This is a genomic window from Pseudomonas sp. G3-19, from assembly GCF_054855875.1.
The window spans coordinates 4,724,328-4,743,855 of the sequence record NZ_JBMPIQ010000003.1 but is presented as its reverse complement, the minus strand read 5'-3'; the positions used below and the strand labels follow the sequence as shown (position 1 = coordinate 4,743,855).

16 protein-coding genes and 2 pseudogenes are annotated in these 19,528 nt (G+C 61.9%); 13 read left to right on the top strand and 5 right to left on the bottom strand.

Features of this window, described 5'->3' with window-relative positions; genetic code table 11:
- Positions 1 to 20: 20 nt before the first annotated feature.
- On the top strand, positions 21 to 1,823 hold the full coding sequence (locus tag ACOYXI_RS21720; RefSeq protein WP_461675278.1) for an acyl-CoA dehydrogenase: 1,803 nt from the start codon (positions 21 to 23) through the stop codon (positions 1,821 to 1,823).
- Positions 1,824 to 2,023: 200 nt separating this feature from the next.
- Here ACOYXI_RS21720 and ACOYXI_RS21715 read toward each other — a convergent pair whose 3' ends face one another.
- The 4 genes and pseudogenes from ACOYXI_RS21715 to ACOYXI_RS21700 all read right to left on the bottom strand — a co-directional run bounded on the left by ACOYXI_RS21715 (position 2,024) and on the right by ACOYXI_RS21700 (position 4,590).
- Positions 2,024 to 2,755: a methyl-accepting chemotaxis protein gene (locus tag ACOYXI_RS21715; RefSeq protein ID WP_438826478.1), complete on the bottom strand. Its 732-nt coding sequence runs from the start codon at positions 2,753 to 2,755 to the stop codon at positions 2,024 to 2,026.
- A 135-nt stretch (positions 2,756 to 2,890) separates the two neighbouring features.
- A pseudogene (locus ACOYXI_RS21710) lies at positions 2,891 to 3,916 on the bottom strand (cache domain-containing protein); the annotation flags it as partial.
- Positions 3,917 to 4,060: 144 nt separating this feature from the next.
- Complete coding sequence (locus tag ACOYXI_RS21705) at positions 4,061 to 4,363, bottom strand: cell division protein ZapA (protein WP_135294803.1); 303 nt, start codon at positions 4,361 to 4,363, stop codon at positions 4,061 to 4,063.
- Positions 4,360 to 4,590, bottom strand: a complete 231-nt coding sequence (locus ACOYXI_RS21700; RefSeq protein ID WP_003220969.1) for a hypothetical protein — start codon at positions 4,588 to 4,590, stop codon at positions 4,360 to 4,362. Before ACOYXI_RS21700 ends, ACOYXI_RS21705 begins: the two co-directional genes overlap by 4 nt.
- 248 nt (positions 4,591 to 4,838) lie before the next feature.
- Here ACOYXI_RS21700 and ACOYXI_RS21695 point away from each other — a divergent pair.
- The 6 genes and pseudogenes from ACOYXI_RS21695 to trxC all read left to right on the top strand — a co-directional run.
- A pseudogene (locus tag ACOYXI_RS21695) lies at positions 4,839 to 5,591 on the top strand (MCP four helix bundle domain-containing protein); the annotation flags it as partial.
- Between the two features lie 30 nt (positions 5,592 to 5,621).
- The gene (locus ACOYXI_RS21690) at positions 5,622 to 6,494 is read left to right on the top strand and encodes a methyl-accepting chemotaxis protein (RefSeq protein ID WP_372241218.1); all 873 of its coding nucleotides are present in this window, start codon (positions 5,622 to 5,624) and stop codon (positions 6,492 to 6,494) included.
- 322 nt (positions 6,495 to 6,816) lie between these two features.
- A complete protein-coding gene (locus tag ACOYXI_RS21685; protein ID WP_461675277.1) occupies positions 6,817 to 8,559 on the top strand; it encodes a potassium/proton antiporter in 1,743 nt (580 codons plus the stop codon).
- Between the two features lie 34 nt (positions 8,560 to 8,593).
- Complete coding sequence (gene mscK / locus ACOYXI_RS21680; protein ID WP_282412632.1) at positions 8,594 to 11,947, top strand: mechanosensitive channel MscK; 3,354 nt, start codon at positions 8,594 to 8,596, stop codon at positions 11,945 to 11,947.
- 48 nt (positions 11,948 to 11,995) lie between these two features.
- A complete protein-coding gene (gene selO / locus ACOYXI_RS21675; RefSeq protein WP_461675276.1) occupies positions 11,996 to 13,459 on the top strand; it encodes a protein adenylyltransferase SelO in 1,464 nt (487 codons plus the stop codon).
- 80 nt (positions 13,460 to 13,539) lie between these two features.
- The gene (gene trxC, locus ACOYXI_RS21670; protein WP_027611346.1) at positions 13,540 to 13,974 is read left to right on the top strand and encodes a thioredoxin TrxC; all 435 of its coding nucleotides are present in this window, start codon (positions 13,540 to 13,542) and stop codon (positions 13,972 to 13,974) included.
- A 129-nt stretch (positions 13,975 to 14,103) separates the two neighbouring features.
- On the opposite strand, the gene ACOYXI_RS21665 is transcribed toward trxC, so the two are convergent.
- On the bottom strand, positions 14,104 to 14,874 hold the full coding sequence (locus ACOYXI_RS21665) for a ParA family protein (protein ID WP_027611345.1): 771 nt from the start codon (positions 14,872 to 14,874) through the stop codon (positions 14,104 to 14,106).
- A gap of 361 nt (positions 14,875 to 15,235) precedes the next feature.
- On the opposite strand from ACOYXI_RS21665, the gene ACOYXI_RS21660 reads away from it, so the two are divergent.
- From ACOYXI_RS21660 to ACOYXI_RS21635, 6 genes are read left to right on the top strand one after another with little or no spacing between them, the layout of a single operon-like run.
- Positions 15,236 to 15,955 (top strand): beta-ketoacyl synthase chain length factor, encoded by a 720-nt coding sequence (locus tag ACOYXI_RS21660; RefSeq protein WP_098966860.1) that lies wholly within the window; start codon positions 15,236 to 15,238, stop codon positions 15,953 to 15,955.
- The gene (locus ACOYXI_RS21655) at positions 15,931 to 16,740 is read left to right on the top strand and encodes a lysophospholipid acyltransferase family protein (RefSeq protein ID WP_098966859.1); all 810 of its coding nucleotides are present in this window, start codon (positions 15,931 to 15,933) and stop codon (positions 16,738 to 16,740) included. Before ACOYXI_RS21660 ends, ACOYXI_RS21655 begins: the two co-directional genes overlap by 25 nt.
- Positions 16,721 to 16,981, top strand: coding sequence for a phosphopantetheine-binding protein (locus ACOYXI_RS21650; protein ID WP_007967290.1), 261 nt, complete (start codon positions 16,721 to 16,723; stop codon positions 16,979 to 16,981). Before ACOYXI_RS21655 ends, ACOYXI_RS21650 begins: the two co-directional genes overlap by 20 nt.
- Before the next feature lie 9 nt (positions 16,982 to 16,990).
- Entirely contained in the window at positions 16,991 to 17,245 is a 255-nt protein-coding gene (locus tag ACOYXI_RS21645) for an acyl carrier protein (RefSeq protein WP_003220947.1), read from the top strand.
- Positions 17,242 to 17,787, top strand: coding sequence for a COG4648 family protein (locus ACOYXI_RS21640; protein ID WP_098966858.1), 546 nt, complete (start codon positions 17,242 to 17,244; stop codon positions 17,785 to 17,787). Before ACOYXI_RS21645 ends, ACOYXI_RS21640 begins: the two co-directional genes overlap by 4 nt.
- Positions 17,784 to 19,463, top strand: a complete 1,680-nt coding sequence (locus ACOYXI_RS21635) for an AMP-binding protein (RefSeq protein WP_461675275.1) — start codon at positions 17,784 to 17,786, stop codon at positions 19,461 to 19,463. The genes ACOYXI_RS21640 and ACOYXI_RS21635 overlap by 4 nt, the downstream gene beginning before the upstream one ends.
- The last annotated feature ends 65 nt before the right edge of the window (positions 19,464 to 19,528 follow it).

The window sequence follows — 19,528 nt, the reverse complement described above, 5'->3', positions numbered from 1 at the left end:
CAATGTTCAGGTAGGCCGCCATGTCCGAGACGCTGCTCAGTTCCCGTAATCTGGCTTTCGAGCTGTACGAAGTCCTCGATGCCGAGGGCCTGACCCGGCGTGAGCGCTTCGCCGAACACAACCGCGAGACCTTCGACGCGGCCATCGGCACCGCGCGCAGCATCGCCGAGAAATACTTCGCACCGCACAACCGCAAGGGCGACGAGAACGAGCCGCGTTATGAGAACGGTCAGGCGATGCTGATTCCCGAAGTGAAACCGGCGGTGGACGCGTTCCTCGAGGCCGGCTTCCTCAATGCCGCGCGCAGCTTCGAAGCCGGCGGCATGCAACTGCCGACGCTGCTGTCGCAAGCGTGCTTTGCGCACTTTCAAGCGGCGAACGCGGCGACCACTTCCTACCCGTTCCTGACCATGGGCGCGGCCAATCTGATCGAAAGCTTTGGCACCGACGAGCAGAAACAGCGCTTCCTGCAACCGATGATCGACGGCCTTTTCTTCGGCACCATGGCCCTGACCGAACCGCACGCCGGTTCGTCGCTGTCGGATATTCGTACCCGCGCCGAGCCGGCGTCTGACGGCACTTATCGGCTCAAGGGCAACAAGATCTTCATTTCCGGCGGCGATCATCCGCTGTCGGAAAACATCGTACACATGGTCCTGGCCAAGCTGCCGGACGCGCCGCTGGGGGTGAAGGGCATTTCGCTGTTCATCGTGCCGAAGTTTCTGGTCAATGATGACGGCAGCCTCGGCCAGCGCAATGATGTGCTGCTGGCCGGGCTGTTCCACAAGATGGGCTGGCGCGGCACCACTTCCACCGCGCTGAACTTCGGCGATAACGGCGAGTGCGTCGGCTATCTGGTGGGCAAGCCGCACCATGGTTTGAGCTACATGTTCCAGATGATGAACGAGGCGCGGATTGGCGTCGGCATGGGCGCGGTGATGCTCGGCTACGCCGGTTACCTGTACTCGCTGGAATACGCCCGCGAACGCCCGCAAGGCCGAGTGCCGGACAGCAAGGATCCGAGCACTGCGCCAGTGGCGATCATTCAGCACGCGGACGTCAGACGCATGCTGCTGACGCAAAAATCCTACGTCGAAGGGGCCTTTGACCTCGGTCTGTACGCGGCGCGGCTGTTCGATGACACCACCACGCTGGAAACCGAAGCAGAGCGCAAACAGGCCCACGAGCTGCTGGACTTGCTGACGCCGATCGTCAAATCCTGGCCGTCGGAGTTCTGCCTGAAGGCCAACGAACTGGCGATCCAGATTCTCGGCGGTCACGGTTACACCCGCGAATACCCGGTGGAACAGTACTACCGCGACAACCGCCTGAACCCGATCCACGAAGGCACCCACGGCATTCAGTCGCTGGACTTGCTCGGGCGCAAACTGGCGCAGAACGGCGGCGCTGGGCTCAAGCAACTGATCCGCCTGATCGCCAACACTGCCGAGCGCGCGACCGCGTACGAATCGTTGACCGCACTGCGTGAGCCACTGGAGCAATTGGTGGCTCGCCTGCAAACAGTCACCATCGGCCTGCTGACCGATCTGGCGCAGGGCAAGGTCAACAGCAGCCTGGCGAATTCGGCGCTGTACCTGAAGGTGTTCGGGCACACGGTGATTGGCTGGCGCTGGCTGGAGCAGGCGATTCGGGCTGAGGAAGGCTTGGCCAAAGGCAATGCGGCGGATGCTGACTTCTATAAGGGCAAGCTACAGGCGGCGCGGTATTTCCTGACGTGGGAAGTGCCGGGCTGTCACCATGAGCTGGCGTTGCTGGAGGCGCGGGATGATGCGTGCCTGGCGATGCAGGATGGGTGGTTCTGAGAGCCAACCCTCACCCCAGCCCTCTCCCGGAGGGAGAGGGGGCCGAACAGGGTATGCTTGAATACTCCATCGACCTGAAAGAGGTCTACCGAATCCATAATCGACTGGCGTTTTCAGGTCGATGTATAGCGAGAGACGGCTCGGTCAGTCCCCTCTCCCTCCGGGAGAGGGCTAGGGTGAGGGGCTTTCAGACTCAGCATTCAGCTCAACTTGAACCCACCCATCTGCCTTGCCAGATCATCCGCCAACCGCTGCAACATCTGACAATCCTCGCGACACGCCCTCACCTCTCCGGCCGTGGCCCGGGCCAGATCGGAAATTCCCTGCACGTTGCGGTTGATCTCTTCAGTCACCGCCGATTGCTCTTCGGTCGCCGTCGCAACCTGATGGTTCATGTCGCTGATGCGCTCGACCTGCCCGGTAATCGCGGTCAACGACGCGCCAGTACGCTGGCTCGACTCAACCCCGGTGCCGGTCGCCGCCTGCCCGGTGCGCATCGAAGACACGGCATTCTCGGCGCCTTGTTTGAGGCTGCCGATCATTTGCTGGATTTCGTCGGTAGACGCCTGAGTCCTGCGCGCCAAGGTGCGCACTTCATCCGCCACCACGGCAAACCCGCGCCCCATATCTCCGGCGCGCGCCGCTTCAATCGCCGCGTTGAGCGCCAGCAGGTTGGTCTGCTCGGACACGCCGCGAATCACCGCCAGTACCGAATCGATCGACGCCACCTGATGCGCCAGCTCACCCACCGCGCCCGCCGCCACACCAATCTCATCGGACATGCTTTCGATATGACGGATCGAGCCACCGACCACTTCCCGCGCCTGCAGCGCTTCATCGCGAGCAGTTTGTGAGGCCAGCGCGGCGTTGCCGGCGTTCTGCGCGATTTCCTGCACGGTCAGGCCCATCTCATGCACCGCCGTGGCGACCATGTCGGTCATTTCCTGCTGGCGCCCGGAGCGTTCGGCGGTGTTTTCCACCACTTTCGCCACTTGGCCGACTGCTGTGCGCAGACGCTCGCTGGTGGTCAGCACTTCGCCGATCAGCCCGCGCTGGCTGTCGAGAAAGCGGTTGAAGCCGCGCGCGAGATCGCCCAGCTCATCGGCGCGGCTGGAATCTAACCGATGGGTCAAATCTCCACCGCCGCTACCGATCGCTACCAGCGCGGCTGTTACCTGACGAATCGGTCGCACCAGCCCTTGGGCCAGCCACACCACCAGCGCCAGGCACACCAGTGCCACCGCCAGACCGATGCCGCCGCTCATCCACATCGCCTTGCGGGCTTCGGCGTAGATCTGCGCCTGCGGCACTTCGGCCACCAGCGTCCAGCCCAGATCGCGCAGCGGCAGGCTGAAGGCGAGGAAGTCTTCGCCATCGCGCTGGAAGGAGCTGTTGGTGGCGACTTTTTGACCCATGACCGATTGTGCAGCCGACGCGCCAATCTGCTCCGTGAGGGTGCGCTTGCCGCTGAACTGCGCCTCGGGATGGACCTGGATCAAACCGTCGGAACGCACGAGATAGACCTTTCCGCGCTCGCCAAAGCTGAAGTTGTGGATCAACTCCGACAGCTCTTTCATGCTTAGGCCGAGTCCCGCGACGCCGACCACTTTGCCGGCCTGCTCGACCTTCAAGTCAATGAACAGTGCCAATTCTCCGGTGGCGCCATCGTTGTCGATGTTCAGGGTGCGCGGCTGGTTGCTGTCGAGAAAGGCATAGAACCAGGCATCGGCCGGTTTGGCCCGGCTGAGGGTGCGATCCAGGCCTTTTTCGGTGATGTAGTGGTTGGAGTCGGTGCCGATGATCAACGCGGTGAAAGCTTTATGTTCGGCGCGGATGCCTTCCAGATACTGCGCGAAGGCCGCCGTTTTGCTGCTGTCTTCACCCGAGGCCAGCCAATCGCGCACCATGCTGTTGCTGGCGATGTCTTTGGCGGCAGTCAGGGGTTGGACGAGGATGCGTTCGATGTCGTTGCGCGTCGCTTCGATGCTCGACGGCAGCGCTTGTTCGACCAGATAGCTCTGGGCGAGGCGGTTGACCACCAGGGTATATATGCCAACCACGATCAGGATGCTGACCAGCAGGGCGGTGCCCATGCTGAGAATCAGCTGCCATTGAATACTGCGTCGCCACAACTGCATGGAGCACCCCCAAAGAATAAGTGGCCGAAACAATGCAACAGCCGTGCCGATTGTATACAACCCGATCGACAATCTATTCTTTGGTTGTGCGCAACCCTATCAGCCCTGACTGATGGTCTTGGCGATGGTGTCGACCGTGGCGCTGACTTGCTCTTGGTAACGGTCGAGTTCTTCCTGGTGCTGCTTCTTCATTTCGATCTGCTGCGAACACAGGTTCATCGCTGCCAGCACCAGCAAGCGGTCACCGATCAGCGTCGGGTATTTGCGTTTGGTGTCGGCCAGTGCGGCCTTGAGCATCAGTGCGGCGTCCAGCAGGGTCTGTTCTTCCCCGGCCGGTGCCTTGATCGAATAGTCCTCCCCGAGAATGGAGATGACTTTTACCCCTGCTGTATGGTGGTTCATGCGCTGACAGGACCTGCGTTGACGCGATCAACCAGAGCCTGGATGCGTGCAGCGGTGGCGCCGTGCTTCTCTTCCTGTTCCATCAGGCTCAGTTGCAGGCTTTCGTTTTCATCCTTGGCCTGGGCCAGTTCCGTGGACAGGGTCTGGTTGGTTTGCGTGAGGGTCTGGTTCTGTTGCACCAGGTCGCTGACGAGCTGTTCCAATTGGCTGAGGGATGCTTCCAACATTTTGATCTTCCAGGCGTTTTTCAAAGGGCGCGTACGATAAAGAAAAGTCACTGCGGATGCCAGGGTTATACCGGCGCAAGGCCTTGATTTTCCTGGTGGCCGACCGTTCTCGCGAGTTTAAAAGACTGTGATCTGCCGATCTGGTTCCTGCACTTCGTCGCTCAGCCCCGTATGCGACAAATACGCACAGTGCCTCAAGACTTTAGTCGTATGACCGATAAGTCATCCATACAGCAGTCTCAGCCCGCATGGATGCGGCCCTTTTTGGTATCCGCGCCATGTCCCTTCGCAATATGAATATCGCCCCCCGGGCGTTCACCGGCTTCGCCCTGATCGGCGGCCTGATGCTGATTCTAGGCGTGTTCGCCCTGAACCAGATGAGCAAAATCCGCGGCGCTGCCGAGGACATCACCAACAGCAGTGTGCCGAGCATCAAGAACCTCGACGAGTTCACGCAGTTGACCTTGCGCCTGCGGGTGCTGTCCTACCGCTTGCTGGTCAATCGCGAGCCGGACGTACAGCAGAAGACCATGGAACTGCTGGACACCCGCAACCAGCAGATCCGCGCTGCCCAATCGGCCTATGAGCCGTTGATCAGCGGCCCGCAGGAACGCGCGGCCTACGATCAATATGTGCAGTTGCTCGGCCAGTACCGTCAGATCGAAGACCGGATGAAGAGCCTGTCGCGCAACAATCAGGTGGACGAGTTGCGCAACCTGCTCAACACCGAGTTGCTGAACAACTCCGAAGCGATGAACACCGTGCTCAACCGCCTGATGCAGATCAACGGCGAGCAGATCAGCCAGACCAATCAAGAGGCGGTCGACCAGTATTCCTCGGCGTTCAATCTGGTGGTCACCCTGCTGGTCGTGGCGACCGGCCTGACCTTCCTGTTCGCCTGGCTGCTGACCATCAGCATCACCAAGCCGATTTCCAAAGCGCTGGACGCGGCGGAAACCATCGCCGAAGGTAACTTGACCCAACCGATCCACGTCGACGGCACCGACGAAGCCGGGCGTCTGCTGGCTGCCATGGCCAAGATGCAATCGAGGTTGCGCGACACCTTGCAGCGCATTTCCGGCTCGGCCACCCAACTGGCTTCCGCCGCTGAAGAACTGAACAGCGTCACCGACGAAAGCGCCCGCGGCCTGACCCAGCAGAACAACGAAATCGAACAGGCCGCCACCGCGGTCAACGAGATGACCAGCGCCGTGGAAGAAGTCGCGCGCAATGCGGTGAGCACTTCGGAAGCCTCGAAGAACGCCACCACTTCGGCCGGCGACGGCCGTGACCTGGTACAGGAAACCGTCAGCGCCATCGAACGCATGAGCGCCGACGTACAGAGCACCGCGACCCTGATCGGCGATCTGGCGAATGAATCCCGTGACATCGGCAAGGTGCTGGACGTGATTCGTGGCCTGGCGGATCAGACCAACCTGTTGGCCCTGAACGCGGCGATTGAAGCGGCCCGTGCCGGTGAAGCCGGTCGCGGTTTTGCTGTGGTGGCGGACGAGGTTCGTGCCTTGGCCCATCGCACCCAGCAGTCGACCAGCGAAATCGAACGCATGATCGGCAGCATCCAGAGCGGCACCGAACACGCCGTGGATTCGATGCGCAACAGCACCGAGCGCGCCGAATCGACGCTGAACATCGCGCGGGGTGCCGGGATGTCGCTGGACACCATCAATACCGCGATCGTCGAGATCAACGAGCGCAATCTGGTGATCGCCAGCGCCGCTGAAGAACAGGCACAAGTGGCCCGCGAAGTGGATCGCAACCTGGTGAACATCCGCGACCTGTCGGTGCAATCGGCTACCGGCGCGAATCAGACCAGTGCGGCGAGCAACGAGCTGTCGCGCCTGGCGCTGGATCTGAACAATATGGTTGGGCGGTTCAGCCTGTAAATTTTCAGATCAAGGTCAAAAGCCCCTCACCCCAGCCCTCTCCCAGAGGGAGAGGGGGAAAGGGAGCACATTGGGGGCTTTGCAGATTTTGAGTTCGGCTCGATATTGCAGGTCGGTGTAACTTGAACAAACCCCGCGGTCGGTCCCCTCTCCCTCCGGGAGAGGGCTAGGGTGAGGGTAGCGATCCCCAGCCGAACCCATACCTCAAATCCCATAGCGTAAAAAGCTTTTTGACAGCATCACATTTCAACAGGTTAGAATCGCTGGCACGCAGACTGCATGGTCAGTTTGTGCCCGTCTTTACGCTTCTGGAGTACTGCCTTTGAATGCGACGACCATCAACAGCCTGTTCTTGATCGGCGCGTTGCTGGTAGGTGCGAGCATTCTTGTCAGCTCACTTTCCTCCCGTCTCGGCATCCCGATTCTGGTCATTATTCTTGCGGTCGGCATGGCCGCCGGGGTCGATGGCGGCGGGATCATTTTCGATAACTACCCGACGGCCTATCTGGTCGGCAACCTCGCACTGGCGGTGATCCTCCTCGACGGCGGCTTGCGCACGCGGGTCTCGAGTTTCCGCGTGGCCCTGTGGCCGGCGCTGTCGCTGGCGACGGTCGGGGTGTTGATCACCACCGGGCTGACCGGTATGGCCGCGGCATGGCTGTTCGACCTGAACCTGATCCAGGGCCTGCTGATCGGCGCCATCGTCGGCTCCACGGACGCCGCCGCAGTGTTCTCGCTGCTCGGCGGCAAGGGCCTCAACGAACGGGTGACCGCCAGCCTGGAAATCGAATCCGGCAGCAACGACCCGATGGCGGTGTTTCTCACCGTGACCCTGATCGACATGCTCGCCAGCGGCCAGACCGGCCTGCACTGGAGCCTGTTGACCCACCTGATCCGCGAATTCGGTATCGGTGGCGTGATCGGTCTGGGCGGTGGCTGGCTGATGCTGCAACTGGTCAACCGGATCAACCTCGCTACCGGCCTGTACCCGATTCTGGTGATCGCCGGCGGCCTGGTGGTGTTCGCCCTGACCAACGCCCTGCACGGCAGCGGCTTCCTCGCGGTGTACCAGTGCGGTCTGGTGATCGGCAACCGCCCGGTGCGCAGCCGTCACGGCATTCTGCACATGCTCGACGGCATGGCGTGGCTGGCGCAGATCGGCATGTTCCTGGTGCTGGGGCTGCTGGTCACTCCGCATGACTTGCTGCCGATCGCCTTGCCGGCGCTGGGTCTGGCGCTATGGATGATTCTGTTCGCCCGGCCGCTGTCGGTACTGGTCGGCCTGCTGCCGTTCAAGGCGTTCCACGGCCGCGAGAAAGCGTTTATTTCCTGGGTCGGGTTGCGCGGCGCGGTACCGATCATTCTCGCGGTGTTCCCGCTGATGGCCGGGTTGCCGAATGCGCAGCTGTACTTCAACCTCGCGTTCTTCATTGTGCTGGTGTCGCTGCTGGTGCAGGGCACGAGCCTGCCGTGGGTGGCCAAACTGTTGAAGGTGACGGTCCCGCCGGAGCCGGCGCCGATTTCCCGTTCGGCACTGGAAGTGCACATCACCAGCGAGTGGGAGCTGTTCGTTTACAAGCTCGGCGCCGAGAAATGGTGCATCGGTTCGCCCCTGCGCGAGCTGAAAATGCCCGAAGGCACACGTATCGCCGCCCTGTTTCGTGGCCAGCAACTGCTCCATCCGTCGGGTAGTACGGTGCTGGAAGTCGATGATTTGCTGTGTGTTATCGGCCATGAACACAACTTGCCAGCGCTCGGAAAACTGTTCAGCCAGGCGCCGCAACGCGGCCTCGATCTGCGCTTCTTCGGCGACTTCGTGCTCGAAGGAGACGCCCAGCTTAAAGCGGTTGCCGCGCTGTATGGCCTACCGGCCGAAGGCATCGATCCGGACATGACCCTGGGTGCGTTCATTGCCCATAAGGTCGGGGGTGCACCGATCGTTGGCGACCAGGTGGAGTGGAACAACACTCACTGGACGGTCGCGGTCATGGACGGGAACAAGATCGGCAAAGTGGGCGTCAGATTCCCCGAAGGAAGTCGCCCGGGCCCCGGTCTCTTCCTCTAAACTGCGTCCACTCTCACTTGCTTGACCGGTCTCTATGCCTACCCTGCGCTCTTTCTTTTTCGCGGCCCTGCTGGGCCTGAGTCTTTCCGTCGGCCCGCTCTACGCCGCCGAACCGCCGTCCAGCGAAGCCGTGCAGGCCAGCCTCGACAAACTGGCCGACAGCAAACTGCCGGATGCCGACAAAAAGAGCCTGCAGACGGTCCTGCAAACTACGCTCAATCAACTCAACAGCCGGCGTGATTACGACCAGAAGCTGATCGACCTCAAGCAGCAACTGGCCTCCGCCCCTCGGCAGACCATCGAGAACACTCGCGAACTGACGCGCCTCAAGGCCACGCCAGTGGTGCCGGTGGCGCAGCGCTTCACCAAAGAGTCGATCCAGCAGCTGGAGCAGATCCTCACCGATCGCTCGACCCAGCAAAGCGACCTGCAAAAGGCCCTGGCCGATGCCAACAGCCTGATCATCACTGCCCAGACCCGTCCCGAGCGTGCGCAGGCGGAAATCTCTGCCAGCCAGACGCGCATCCAGCAGATCAACAACATCCTCAAGTCCGGCAAGGATGCGGGCAAGACCGTCAGCGCCGAGCAGCGCGACCAGTTGAACGCCGAGCTCGCCGCGTTGAACTCACTGATTCCGCTGCGCCGCCAGGAACTGGCGGGCAACAGCCAGCTGCAGGATCTGGGCAACAGTCAGCACGACCTGCTCTCGGAGAAATCCGACCGTCTCGATCGCGAGATCCAGGAACTGCAGACCCTGATCAACCAGAAGCGTCTGGCGCAATCTCAGGAAACCGTGACCCAGCAGTCGATCGAGGCGCAGAAGGCCGGCGGCAGCAGCCTGCTCGCCACCGAAAGTGCGGCCAACCTCAAGCTCTCCGATTACCTGCTCAAAAGCACCGACCGCCTCAACGAAGTCACTCAACAGAACCTGCAGACCAAACAGCAACTCGACAGCCTGACCCAGAGCGACTCGGCTCTCGACGAGCAGATCAACGTGCTCAAGGGCAGCCTGCTGCTGTCGAAGATTCTCTATAAGCAGAAACAGGCGCTGCCGCGACTCAAGGTCGACCGCGATCTGGCGGATCAGATCGCCGACATTCGCCTGTATCAATTCGAAGTCAGCCAGCAGCGCGAACTGCTGAGCAATCCGGCGACCTACGTCGACAACCTGCTTTCCACCCAGCCGCCGGAACAAGTCACCCCGCAATTGCGCAAGAGCCTGATGGAACTGGCCAACACCCGCGCCGACCTGCTGGAGCGTCTGAACCGCGAATTGAGCGCGGTGCTCAACGAATCGATCACTCTGCAACTCAACCAGAAACAACTGCTGAGCACTGCTCAAAGCCTGCGTGCGACTCTCGACGAGCAGATGTTCTGGATCCCCAGCAACAAGCCTCTGGACGCGGAATGGATTCGCGGCGTGCCAGAGCGGCTCAAGCGCCAGATCGACACCCTGCCGCTGGCATCGAGCCTGAGCGAGCTGACCGACGGCCTGACCCAGCGCCCGTTGCTATTCCTGCCGCTGGCCTTGCTGATCGGCGCTCTACTGTGGCGGCGCAAGGCGCTGTACGCACGCCTGAACAAGGTTCACCAGGACATCGGGCACTTCAAGCGTGACAGCCAGTGGCATACGCCCCAGGCGATTCTGATCAACATTTTGCTGGCGATGCCGGTAGCGCTGGGCCTGGGCCTGTGCGGTCTGGCCTTGCAGATCGATGCCCGCGGGCAAAACGCCAACATGGGCGCGGCGTTGCTACAAATGGGCCAGGCGTGGCTGGTGTTCTACACCGCTTACCGGATTCTCTCGCCGGGCGGTGTGGCGGAGTTGCACTTCCGCTGGGACAAACCGCAGGTCGAATTCCTTCAGGGCTGGATCCGTCGTCTCGGGCTGGTGGTGATGGCGCTGGTGACCGTGGTGGCGGTGGCCGAATTGCAACCGGCAGCGCTGGCTGACGACGTGCTCGGCATGCCGGTGGTATTGACCTGCTACGCCCTGATGGCATGGCTGCTCAGCCGTCTGCTGATCAGCAGTCCGGCCCACGAAAACACCTCATTGTTCCGCAGGGCCGTGGGCGTGATGTTCACCCTGCTGCCAATCGCCCTGTTCGTCGCGGTGTGCTTCGGCTACTACTACACCGCGCTGAAACTCAGCGACCGGTTGATCAACACCCTGTACCTGCTGATGTTCTGGCTGGTGATCGAGGCTACCTTCGTCCGTGGTCTGGCGGTCGCCGCACGCCGCCTGGCCTACCAGCGCGCCCTGGCCAAGCGCCAGGCCGCGAAAGAGGCCGGCGACGGCGAAGCGGTGATCGAAGAGCCGACCCTGGACATCGAAAAGGTCAACGAACAGTCGCTGCGCCTGATCCGTCTGGCACTGCTCGGCGGTTTCATCGCCGCGCTGTACTGGGTCTGGGCCGACCTGATCTCGGTGTTCTCGTACCTCGACAACATCACCCTCTACGAATACACCAGCGGCACTGGCGCGAACATGAGCATGGTGCCGATCAGCATCGGCGACATGCTCGGCGCGCTGATCATCATCGGCATCACCTTCGCCCTCGCCCGCAACCTGCCGGGTCTGCTCGAAGTGTTCGTGCTGTCGAAACTCAATCTGGCGCAGGGCAGCGCCTATGCGACCACGACGCTGCTGTCTTACGTGATCGCCGGTGTCGGTTTTGTCTCGACCCTGTCGACCCTCGGCGTCAGCTGGGACAAGTTGCAATGGCTGGTGGCGGCGCTGTCGGTCGGCCTCGGTTTCGGTATGCAGGAGATCTTCGCCAACTTCATATCCGGCATCATGATCCTGTTCGAGCGTCCGGTGCGGATCGGCGACACCATCACCATCGGCAACCTGTCAGGCACGGTGAGCAAGATCCGCATCCGCGCCACGACCATCACCGATTTCGACCGCAAGGACATCATTGTCCCGAACAAGACGTTCATCACCGGGCAACTGATCAACTGGTCGCTGACCGATACCATCACCCGCGTCACCTTGAAGCTGGGCGTGGATTACGGCTCCGACCTGGATCTGGTCAAGGAACTGCTGCTCAAGGCCGCCCGGGAAAACCCGCGCGTCCTCAAGGAACCCGAGCCGCACGTGTACTTCCTCAACTTCGGCGAAAGCACCCTCGACCACGAATTGCGCATGCATGTGCGCGACCTCGGTGACCGCAACCCGGTGATCGACGAAGTGAACCGCTTCATCAACCGCGAGTTCAAGAAGCAGCACATCAACATCTCGTTCCGCCAGATGGAGGTGTACCTGAAGAACCTCCACGGTCAGGAATACAAGTTGGTGCCCATCGAGGACGAGAACAAAACCATCGTGCCGATCAGCGGCGAGCAAAAGCCGCTGCAAGAGCCGCCGCCGGCCAAACTCGACTAACCGGTCTGATCCCAGCAGAATGCTCGGACATTCTGCTGGAGCCGGCCCTTGAAAGCCCTCGACGAACTGACCTTCGACAATCGCTTCGCCCGCCTCGGCGATTCGTTCTCCGCCCATGTGCTGCCCGAGCCGATCGACAACCCGCGTCTGGTCGTCGCCAGCCCGGCGGCCCTGGCCTTGCTCGATCTTGATCCGGCAACCGCTGAGACTCAGGAATTCGCTGAACTGTTCGGCGGCCACAAGTTGTGGGCCGATGCCGAACCACGGGCGATGGTCTATTCCGGGCATCAGTTCGGCGGCTACACGCCACAACTGGGTGATGGTCGCGGGCTGTTGCTCGGCGAGGTGTGTAACCAGGCCGGCGAACACTGGGACCTGCATCTGAAGGGCGCCGGGCAGACGCCGTTTTCGCGCATGGGCGATGGCCGCGCGGTGTTGCGTTCGTCGATCCGCGAATTCCTAGCCTCCGAAGCGCTGCACGCGCTGAACATCCCGTCTTCGCGCGTGGCCTGCGTGATTGGCTCCGACACTCCGGTGTGGCGCGAGAAGCAGGAGCGCGCGGCGATGGTGTTGCGTCTGGCGCCGAGCCATGTGCGCTTCGGCCACTTCGAATACTTCTACTACACCAAGCGTCCCGAGCAGCAGAAACAGCTCGGAGAACACGTACTGGCGATGCACTATCCCGAGTGCCTGGAGCAACCGGAACCGTATCTGGCGATGTTCCGCGAGATCGTCGAGCGCAATGCCGAACTGATCGCCAAGTGGCAGGCCTACGGCTTCTGTCACGGGGTGATGAACACCGACAACATGTCGATCCTCGGCATCACCTTCGACTTCGGCCCGTTCGCCTTCCTCGACGACTTTGACGCCAACTTCATCTGCAACCACTCGGATGATCAGGGCCGCTACTCGTTCAGCAACCAGGTGCCGATCGGCCAGTGGAACCTCAGCGCTCTGGCCCAGGCCCTGACGCCGTTCATCAGCGTCGAAGCCCTGCGCGAAACCCTCGGTTTGTACCTGCCGTTGTTCCAGGCGCACTACCTCGACCTGATGCGCCGCCGACTCGGTTTCACCAGCGCCGAGGATGACGACCAGAAACTGCTCGAAGACCTGTTGCAACTGATGCAGAACAGCGGCGTCGATTACACGCTGTTCTTCCGCCATCTCGGCGAAGAGTCCGCAGAGCAGGCTGTCGCCCGCTTGCGCGATGACTTCGTCGACATCAACGGCTTCGATGCCTGGGGCGAACGCTACGTGGCACGGGTTGCCCGTGATGGTGACAGCGATCAGCAGCAACGCCGGGCGCGGATGCACGCGGTCAATCCGCTGTACATCCTGCGCAACTACTTGGCGCAGAAGGCTATCGATGCCGCCGAGCAAGGCGACTACTCAGAAGTGCGCCGGCTGCATGCGGTGCTGAGCACGCCGTTCGACGAGCAGCCGGGGATGGAAGGTTATGCCGAGCGGCCGCCGGAGTGGGGCAAGCATCTGGAGATCAGTTGTTCGTCTTGAGGCTCCGGATTCAACCTTGATAAACGCCTCGTACGACTCCAGATCAGTCGTACGAGATATCAACTTAAACCGAGCCCGTCATGACCACTCCACTCCTCATCCCCTGCCCCGCCTGCAACGGCCTCAACCGCATCCCCGCCGAACGCCTGGGCGACCAGCCAAAATGCGGGCGCTGCAAATCCGCGGTGCTGCTGAGCAAGCCGTTCGAACTCAAGCAAGGCGATTACGCCAGCCAGATCAAAGGGGATCTGCCGTTGTTGGTGGATGTGTGGGCGGACTGGTGTGGGCCGTGCAAGTCCTTTGCGCCGGTATTCGAGCAGGCGGCCGCGCAGTTGGCGGGCAAGTGCCGCTTGGCCAAGCTCGACAGCGAGGCCAATCAGCAGTTGTCGGCGCAGTTGGGGATCCGTTCGATTCCGAGCCTGATTCTGTTCAAGAACGGGCGGGAGGTGGCGCGCCAGAGCGGGGCGTTTCCGTTGCCACAGTTGATGGCGTGGCTGCGCAGCCAAGGGATCTGACCCAACACAAATTCAATTGTAGGAGTGAGCCTGCTCGCGATGGCGTCTTTTCAGGCAACTCAGATGCTCGCAGACAGGACGCCATCGCGAGCAGGCTCACTCCTACAGGTGATCTGAGTAGCTCAGGGATCAATGGTCTTCGAGCAGGTTGTGCAGTTCGACGAACTGCTGCGTCAGCTTGTGCCGCGGGTCGAGGTGGATCAGCGGGGTGCTGGCCTGGTGCGACTCGCGCATGCGCACCGAGCTGCTCAAGTACACCGGCAGCACCGGCAAACCTTCAGCGATCAACTCATCAAGCATCTGCTGCGGCAGGCTGGCCCGGGCCTGGAACTGGTTGACCACGATGCCTTCGACTTCCAGACCTTCGTTGTGGTCCTCCTTCAACTCTCCGATCTCCGCCAGCAGGCCGTACAGCGCCTGCCGCGAGAAGCTGTCGCAATCGAAGGGAATCAGCACACGATCAGCGGCAATCAGTGCCGATACCGCGTAAAAGTTCAGCGCGGGAGGGGTGTCGAGATAAATCCGGTCGTATTCGCCATCCAGTTCATCCAGCAACTTACGCAGCTTGTTGATCTTGTGCTTGGCCTCAAGCTTGGGCTGCAGGTCGGCCAGCTCAGCGGTTGCGGTGATGATGTGCAGGTTGTCGAACGGGGTTTCGTAGATGTCGGCCTGGTTTTTCTTCGAGAACGGCCCGGAAGACAGGGTCTGCTTGAAGAAGTCTGCAATGCCCATCGGTATGTCATCGCCGGTGAGCCCCGTCAGGTACTGAGTGGAGTTGGCCTGGGCATCGAGGTCGACCAACAGCGTGCGATAGCCCTCGCTGGCACTCACCGCTGCCAGATTGCAGGCAATGCTGGATTTGCCCACGCCACCTTTCTGATTGAACACCACGCGCCGCATGACAAAACCTCCGTGTATCAAAGAATGACCGAGTGTAGTTGCCTGTGCGTGCGCTTCGCTACCTTCAACGACGCGGACTACAGAGTCAGGCGCAAAAATCAGCGGGCACGACGGGTAAAAACCTCCCGAGCGCGCTGATATGCCCGACAGACAAATCCCGCACGATCCGGATAATGGCCAAATGACATTTTTTCCACGAACCACTCGGTACATTTCGTTGCGTAAAACGTAACCAACATTTGCTACACACTCGTCGCACCGGGATAATGCGCGCCACCCGGCGCCATGCGCCACCTCAGGTCAGCCGCGGCCCTGGCGACTCAAAGCGTCATAAAAGCCCGCAGGGGCGGGATGAACATCCGTGATCAACTTCAACATCGCCCAATGGCGCGCGTGGGCCCCGGGGCTCGACAGCGTGGACGCGTGGCAGGCCTGGAGCCGACAACCGGTCGTACTCCCGAGCAGCGATGCCGCGCCCGATGTGTCGTTTCTGCCAGCCATGCAGCGCCGACGCCTCAGCCGTCTGGCGCGGATGGCGTTCAGTGTCGGCTGGCCGCTGGCCGATGGACGGGAAAACCTGCCGCTGGTGTTTGTTTCACGACACGGCGAAACCCCGCGCACCTTCGAGATCCTCAGTGATCTGGCCAAGGACGAGCCGTTGTCGCCGACCCAGTTCAGCCTGTCGGTGCACAACGCGATCATTGGTCTGTGGTCGATCATGCGCGGTGAAAACAGCGAAATGACTGCACTGGCGGCCGCAGGCGATGGCCTGGAACACGGCATCATCGAAGCCTCCGCCCTGCTCGCTGAAGGCGCTCCCGCGGTTCTGCTGATCATCACCGAAGAACAGCCGCCCGAGGCCTATTTGCAGTGGGTCGACGACGTGCCGTTCCCTTATGCGCTGGGTCTGCTGCTCACCCCCGGTACCGACTGGCGGCTGACCCTGAACAGCGGCCAGGAAACAGTGTCCAAAGCGCACTGGCCACACGCGCTGAATCTGTTGCGCGCCCTGCTCGGTCAGCAAACCCATTGCCAACATGCCTGGAAAAATCGTGTATGGACCTGGCAACGCAACCCGTGACCGAGAAGAACCGCGACGCCTATTACTGGCGCTTGCTGGCCACCGCCGCCAGTTTCACCCTGTTCGGGCTCGGCGGGTTGTGCCTGCGCTTGCTGGTATTTCCGCTGCTCGGCTGTCTGCCGGGTGACGCGCTCAGGCATCGTCAACGCGCACGGCAAACCGTCAGTCGGCTGTTCTGGTTTTTCGTGCGGTTCATGGCCCGCACCGGTGTGCTGACTTATGACATTCAAGGGGCCGAACGCCTCGGGCGTCCAGGGCAGATGATCATCGCCAACCACCCGTCGCTGATCGACGTGGTGTTCCTGATCGGCCTGGTGCGCCAGGCCAATTGCGTGGTGAAGAAAAGCCTGTGGGAAAACCCCTTCACCCGCGGCCCGCTGCGCAGTACCGAATACATCAGCAACGACGGCAGCATGGACATGCTCGACGGTGCCGCCGAGTCCCTGCAAAACGGCCAGACCCTGATCATTTTCCCCGAGGGCACGCGCACTCAACCTGGTCAGGCGCCAGCCTTTCATCGGGGGGCTGCAGCGATTGCCCTGCGCGGTGCGAAAATCCTTACGCCAGTGGTCATCAAGGTCAATCCGACCACCCTGACCAAGGCCGAACCCTGGTATCGCATCCCCCACCGCCGCGTGCACTTCAGTTTTCGTGTCGGGGCCGATATAGATCCACAGACTTTCGCCACGCAAGGCCCGGCACCGCAGGCCTCGCGCAAGCTCAATGATTATTTGCACTCTTACTACATTAAGGAGCTCGCCGAAGATGAGCGATCTGCACCGTGAAATAAAACTGCTGATCATCGACGCCCTGGGCCTCGAAGACATCAGCGTCGACGACATCGGCGACGAGCAGACGCTGTTCGGCGAAGGCCTGGGCCTGGATTCGGTCGACGCACTGGAACTGGGTCTGGCGATCCAGAAAAAGTACGGTATCAAGATCGACGCCGACGCCAAAGACACCCGTAACCACTTCACCAATGTGGCGAGCCTTGCGGCGTTCGTCACGGCAAAACAGGCAGCTTGAGACCGGACCATGCAAACTCGTGACGACATTTTCAACACCCTGCGCGATGCCTTGGTCGAGCTGTTCGAACTGGATCCGGCGCGGATCAGCCTGGAGTCCAACCTGTATCAGGATCTGGAGATCGACAGCATCGACGCGGTCGACCTGATCGATCACATCAAACGCCAGACCGGCAAGAAAATCGCCGCCGAAGAATTCAAATCGGTGCGCACCGTCGGTGACGTGGTCGAGGCGGTCTACCGTCTGGTTCAACCGGCCGCATGAGCCGATTGATCGGCCTCGGCCTGCTGCTGGCGGGGCTGCTGTACCCCTTTGCGGTGTATTTCGGCATGGAGCACTTCGCCCCGTGGCAGTTCGGACTGCTGCTGGGCGGGCTGTGGCTGGCGCGCGCGCTGACCGGCGAACGCAAGCCCGGCAGCCGCTGGATGGCCTGCGTGGCGATCGGGTTCTGCCTGCTGCTGGCGCTGTTCGACAGTCCGCTGTTGCTGCGCTGGTATCCGGTGCTGATCAGCGGTTTCATGCTGGTGCTGTTCAGCCTGAGCCTGAAATACGGGCCGCCGATGGTCGAGCGCCTGGCGCGACTGCGCGAGCCGCACCTGCCGCCCGAGGCGATCCGCTACACCCGCCAGGTCACCGTGGCCTGGAGCGTGTTTTTCTTCTGCAACGGTTTGTGCGCCGCGCTCCTGACCCTGTGGGCGCCGCTGCATTGGTGGATGTTGTACACCGGCCTGATCTCCTACGGATTGATCGGCCTGATGTTTGCCATTGAATGGCTGATACGACAACGGGTAAGAGGCCGTAAATGAACTGGATAAAACTTGAGCAACTGTTGCTCAAGGCCCTGCCGGAGCGCGCGATCAGCGCCGCCCCGGCGCTCGACCACACGCAACTGCGCGAGCAGGCGCTGAGCGTTGCCGCCGGCCTGCAGGCACGCGGTGTGCAGCGCGTGGCGGTGCATCTGGAAGATGCCGCCGACCTCGCCATCGCCCTGCTCGGCGCCTGGCGCGCGGGCGTCGCCGTCCTGCTGCCCTCCGACCTGCAAGCGCAGACCCGCCAACGCTGGTCGAGTGAGGTCGATCTGTGGTTGAGCGATCACCCCGATGATGCTCACTTGAGCGATCTGCTGCAGCCGGCCCTGCCCGGTGCTGAACTCGACCTCGAGCAGTGCCGCCTGAGCCTGTGCACCTCCGGCTCCAGCGGCGAGCCCAAGCGTATCGACAAGACCCTGCGCCAACTGGCCAACGAGGTCGAGGCACTGGAGCAACTGTGGGGCGCGGATCTCGGTGAAGCCTGGATCATCGGCAGCGTCGCCACCCAGCACATCTACGGTTTGTTGTTCCGGGTGCTGTGGCCGCTGTGCGCCGGACGCCCGTTCGTGCGCAGGCAACTGGCGTTTCCGGAAGACCTGCAGCGTGCCAGCCGCGAACACCCGGCCTTCGCCTGGGTCGGCAGCCCGGCATTGCTCAAGCGCATGGGCGATAACCTCGACTGGCCGGCCCTGAGCGCCGTGCGCCGGGTGTTTTCCTCCGGCGGCGCTTTACCCGCAGACGCGGCACAGGGCCTGCAGCAACGCCTGCAACAGTGGCCGACCGAAATCCTCGGCAGCTCGGAAACCGGCGGCATCGCCTGGCGTCAGGGCGCCAGCCTGTGGCAGCCCTTCGTCGGGGTTGAGCTAAGCCAGGACAGCGACGGCGCCCTGCTGATCGCTTCTCCCTATCTGCCGGCCGGGCATGTCGAACATACCGCCGATGCCGTGCGCATCGCCGCCGACGGACGTTTCGAACTGCTCGGGCGGCTGGACCGTATCGTCAAACTCGAAGAGAAGCGTATCTCCCTGCCGATGCTCGAACAGGCACTGGTCGCCCACGAGTGGGTCGCCGAAGCACGGCTGGGCGTGGTTCAGGAAAACCGCGCGGTACTTGGCGCCTTGCTGGTGCTCAGCGACGCCGGCCTGTTTGCCTTGCGCGAACACGGTCGTCGCAGCCTGACCGAAGCCCTGCGCAAACACCTGAGCCAGCATTGCGAGGCGCTGGCCTTGCCCCGGCGCTGGCGTCTGGTGCGGCAACTGCCGCTGAACAGCCAGGGCAAGCTGCCGCAGGCCGACATCGAAGCCCTGCTGCTGGCGCCACGGCCGAAAGCTCCGGAAGTGCTGGAGCAGGTCGAAACCGACGGCGAGTGGAGCCTGCAATTGAGTGTTCCGCCGGACCTGGCCTACTTCAGCGGCCACTTCCCCAAGGCCCCGGTGCTGCCCGGCGTGGTGCAAGTCGAATGGGCGCTGAACCTTGGCCGACAACTGCTGAACCTGTCTGGCAAATTTGCCGGCATGGAAGTGCTGAAATTCCAGCAACTGGTGCGCCCGGGCGATGAAATCCAGCTGCACCTGCGTTTCGATCCCGAGCGCGGCAAGCTGTATTTCGCCTACCGCAATGACACCGCGACCTGCTCCAGCGGACGAATCCTGCTAGGAGCCGCCGATGCATAACCTGTGGCGAGGGAGCTTGCTCCCGCTGGGCTGCGAAGCGGCCCCAAACTCGGTTCACGCAAAAC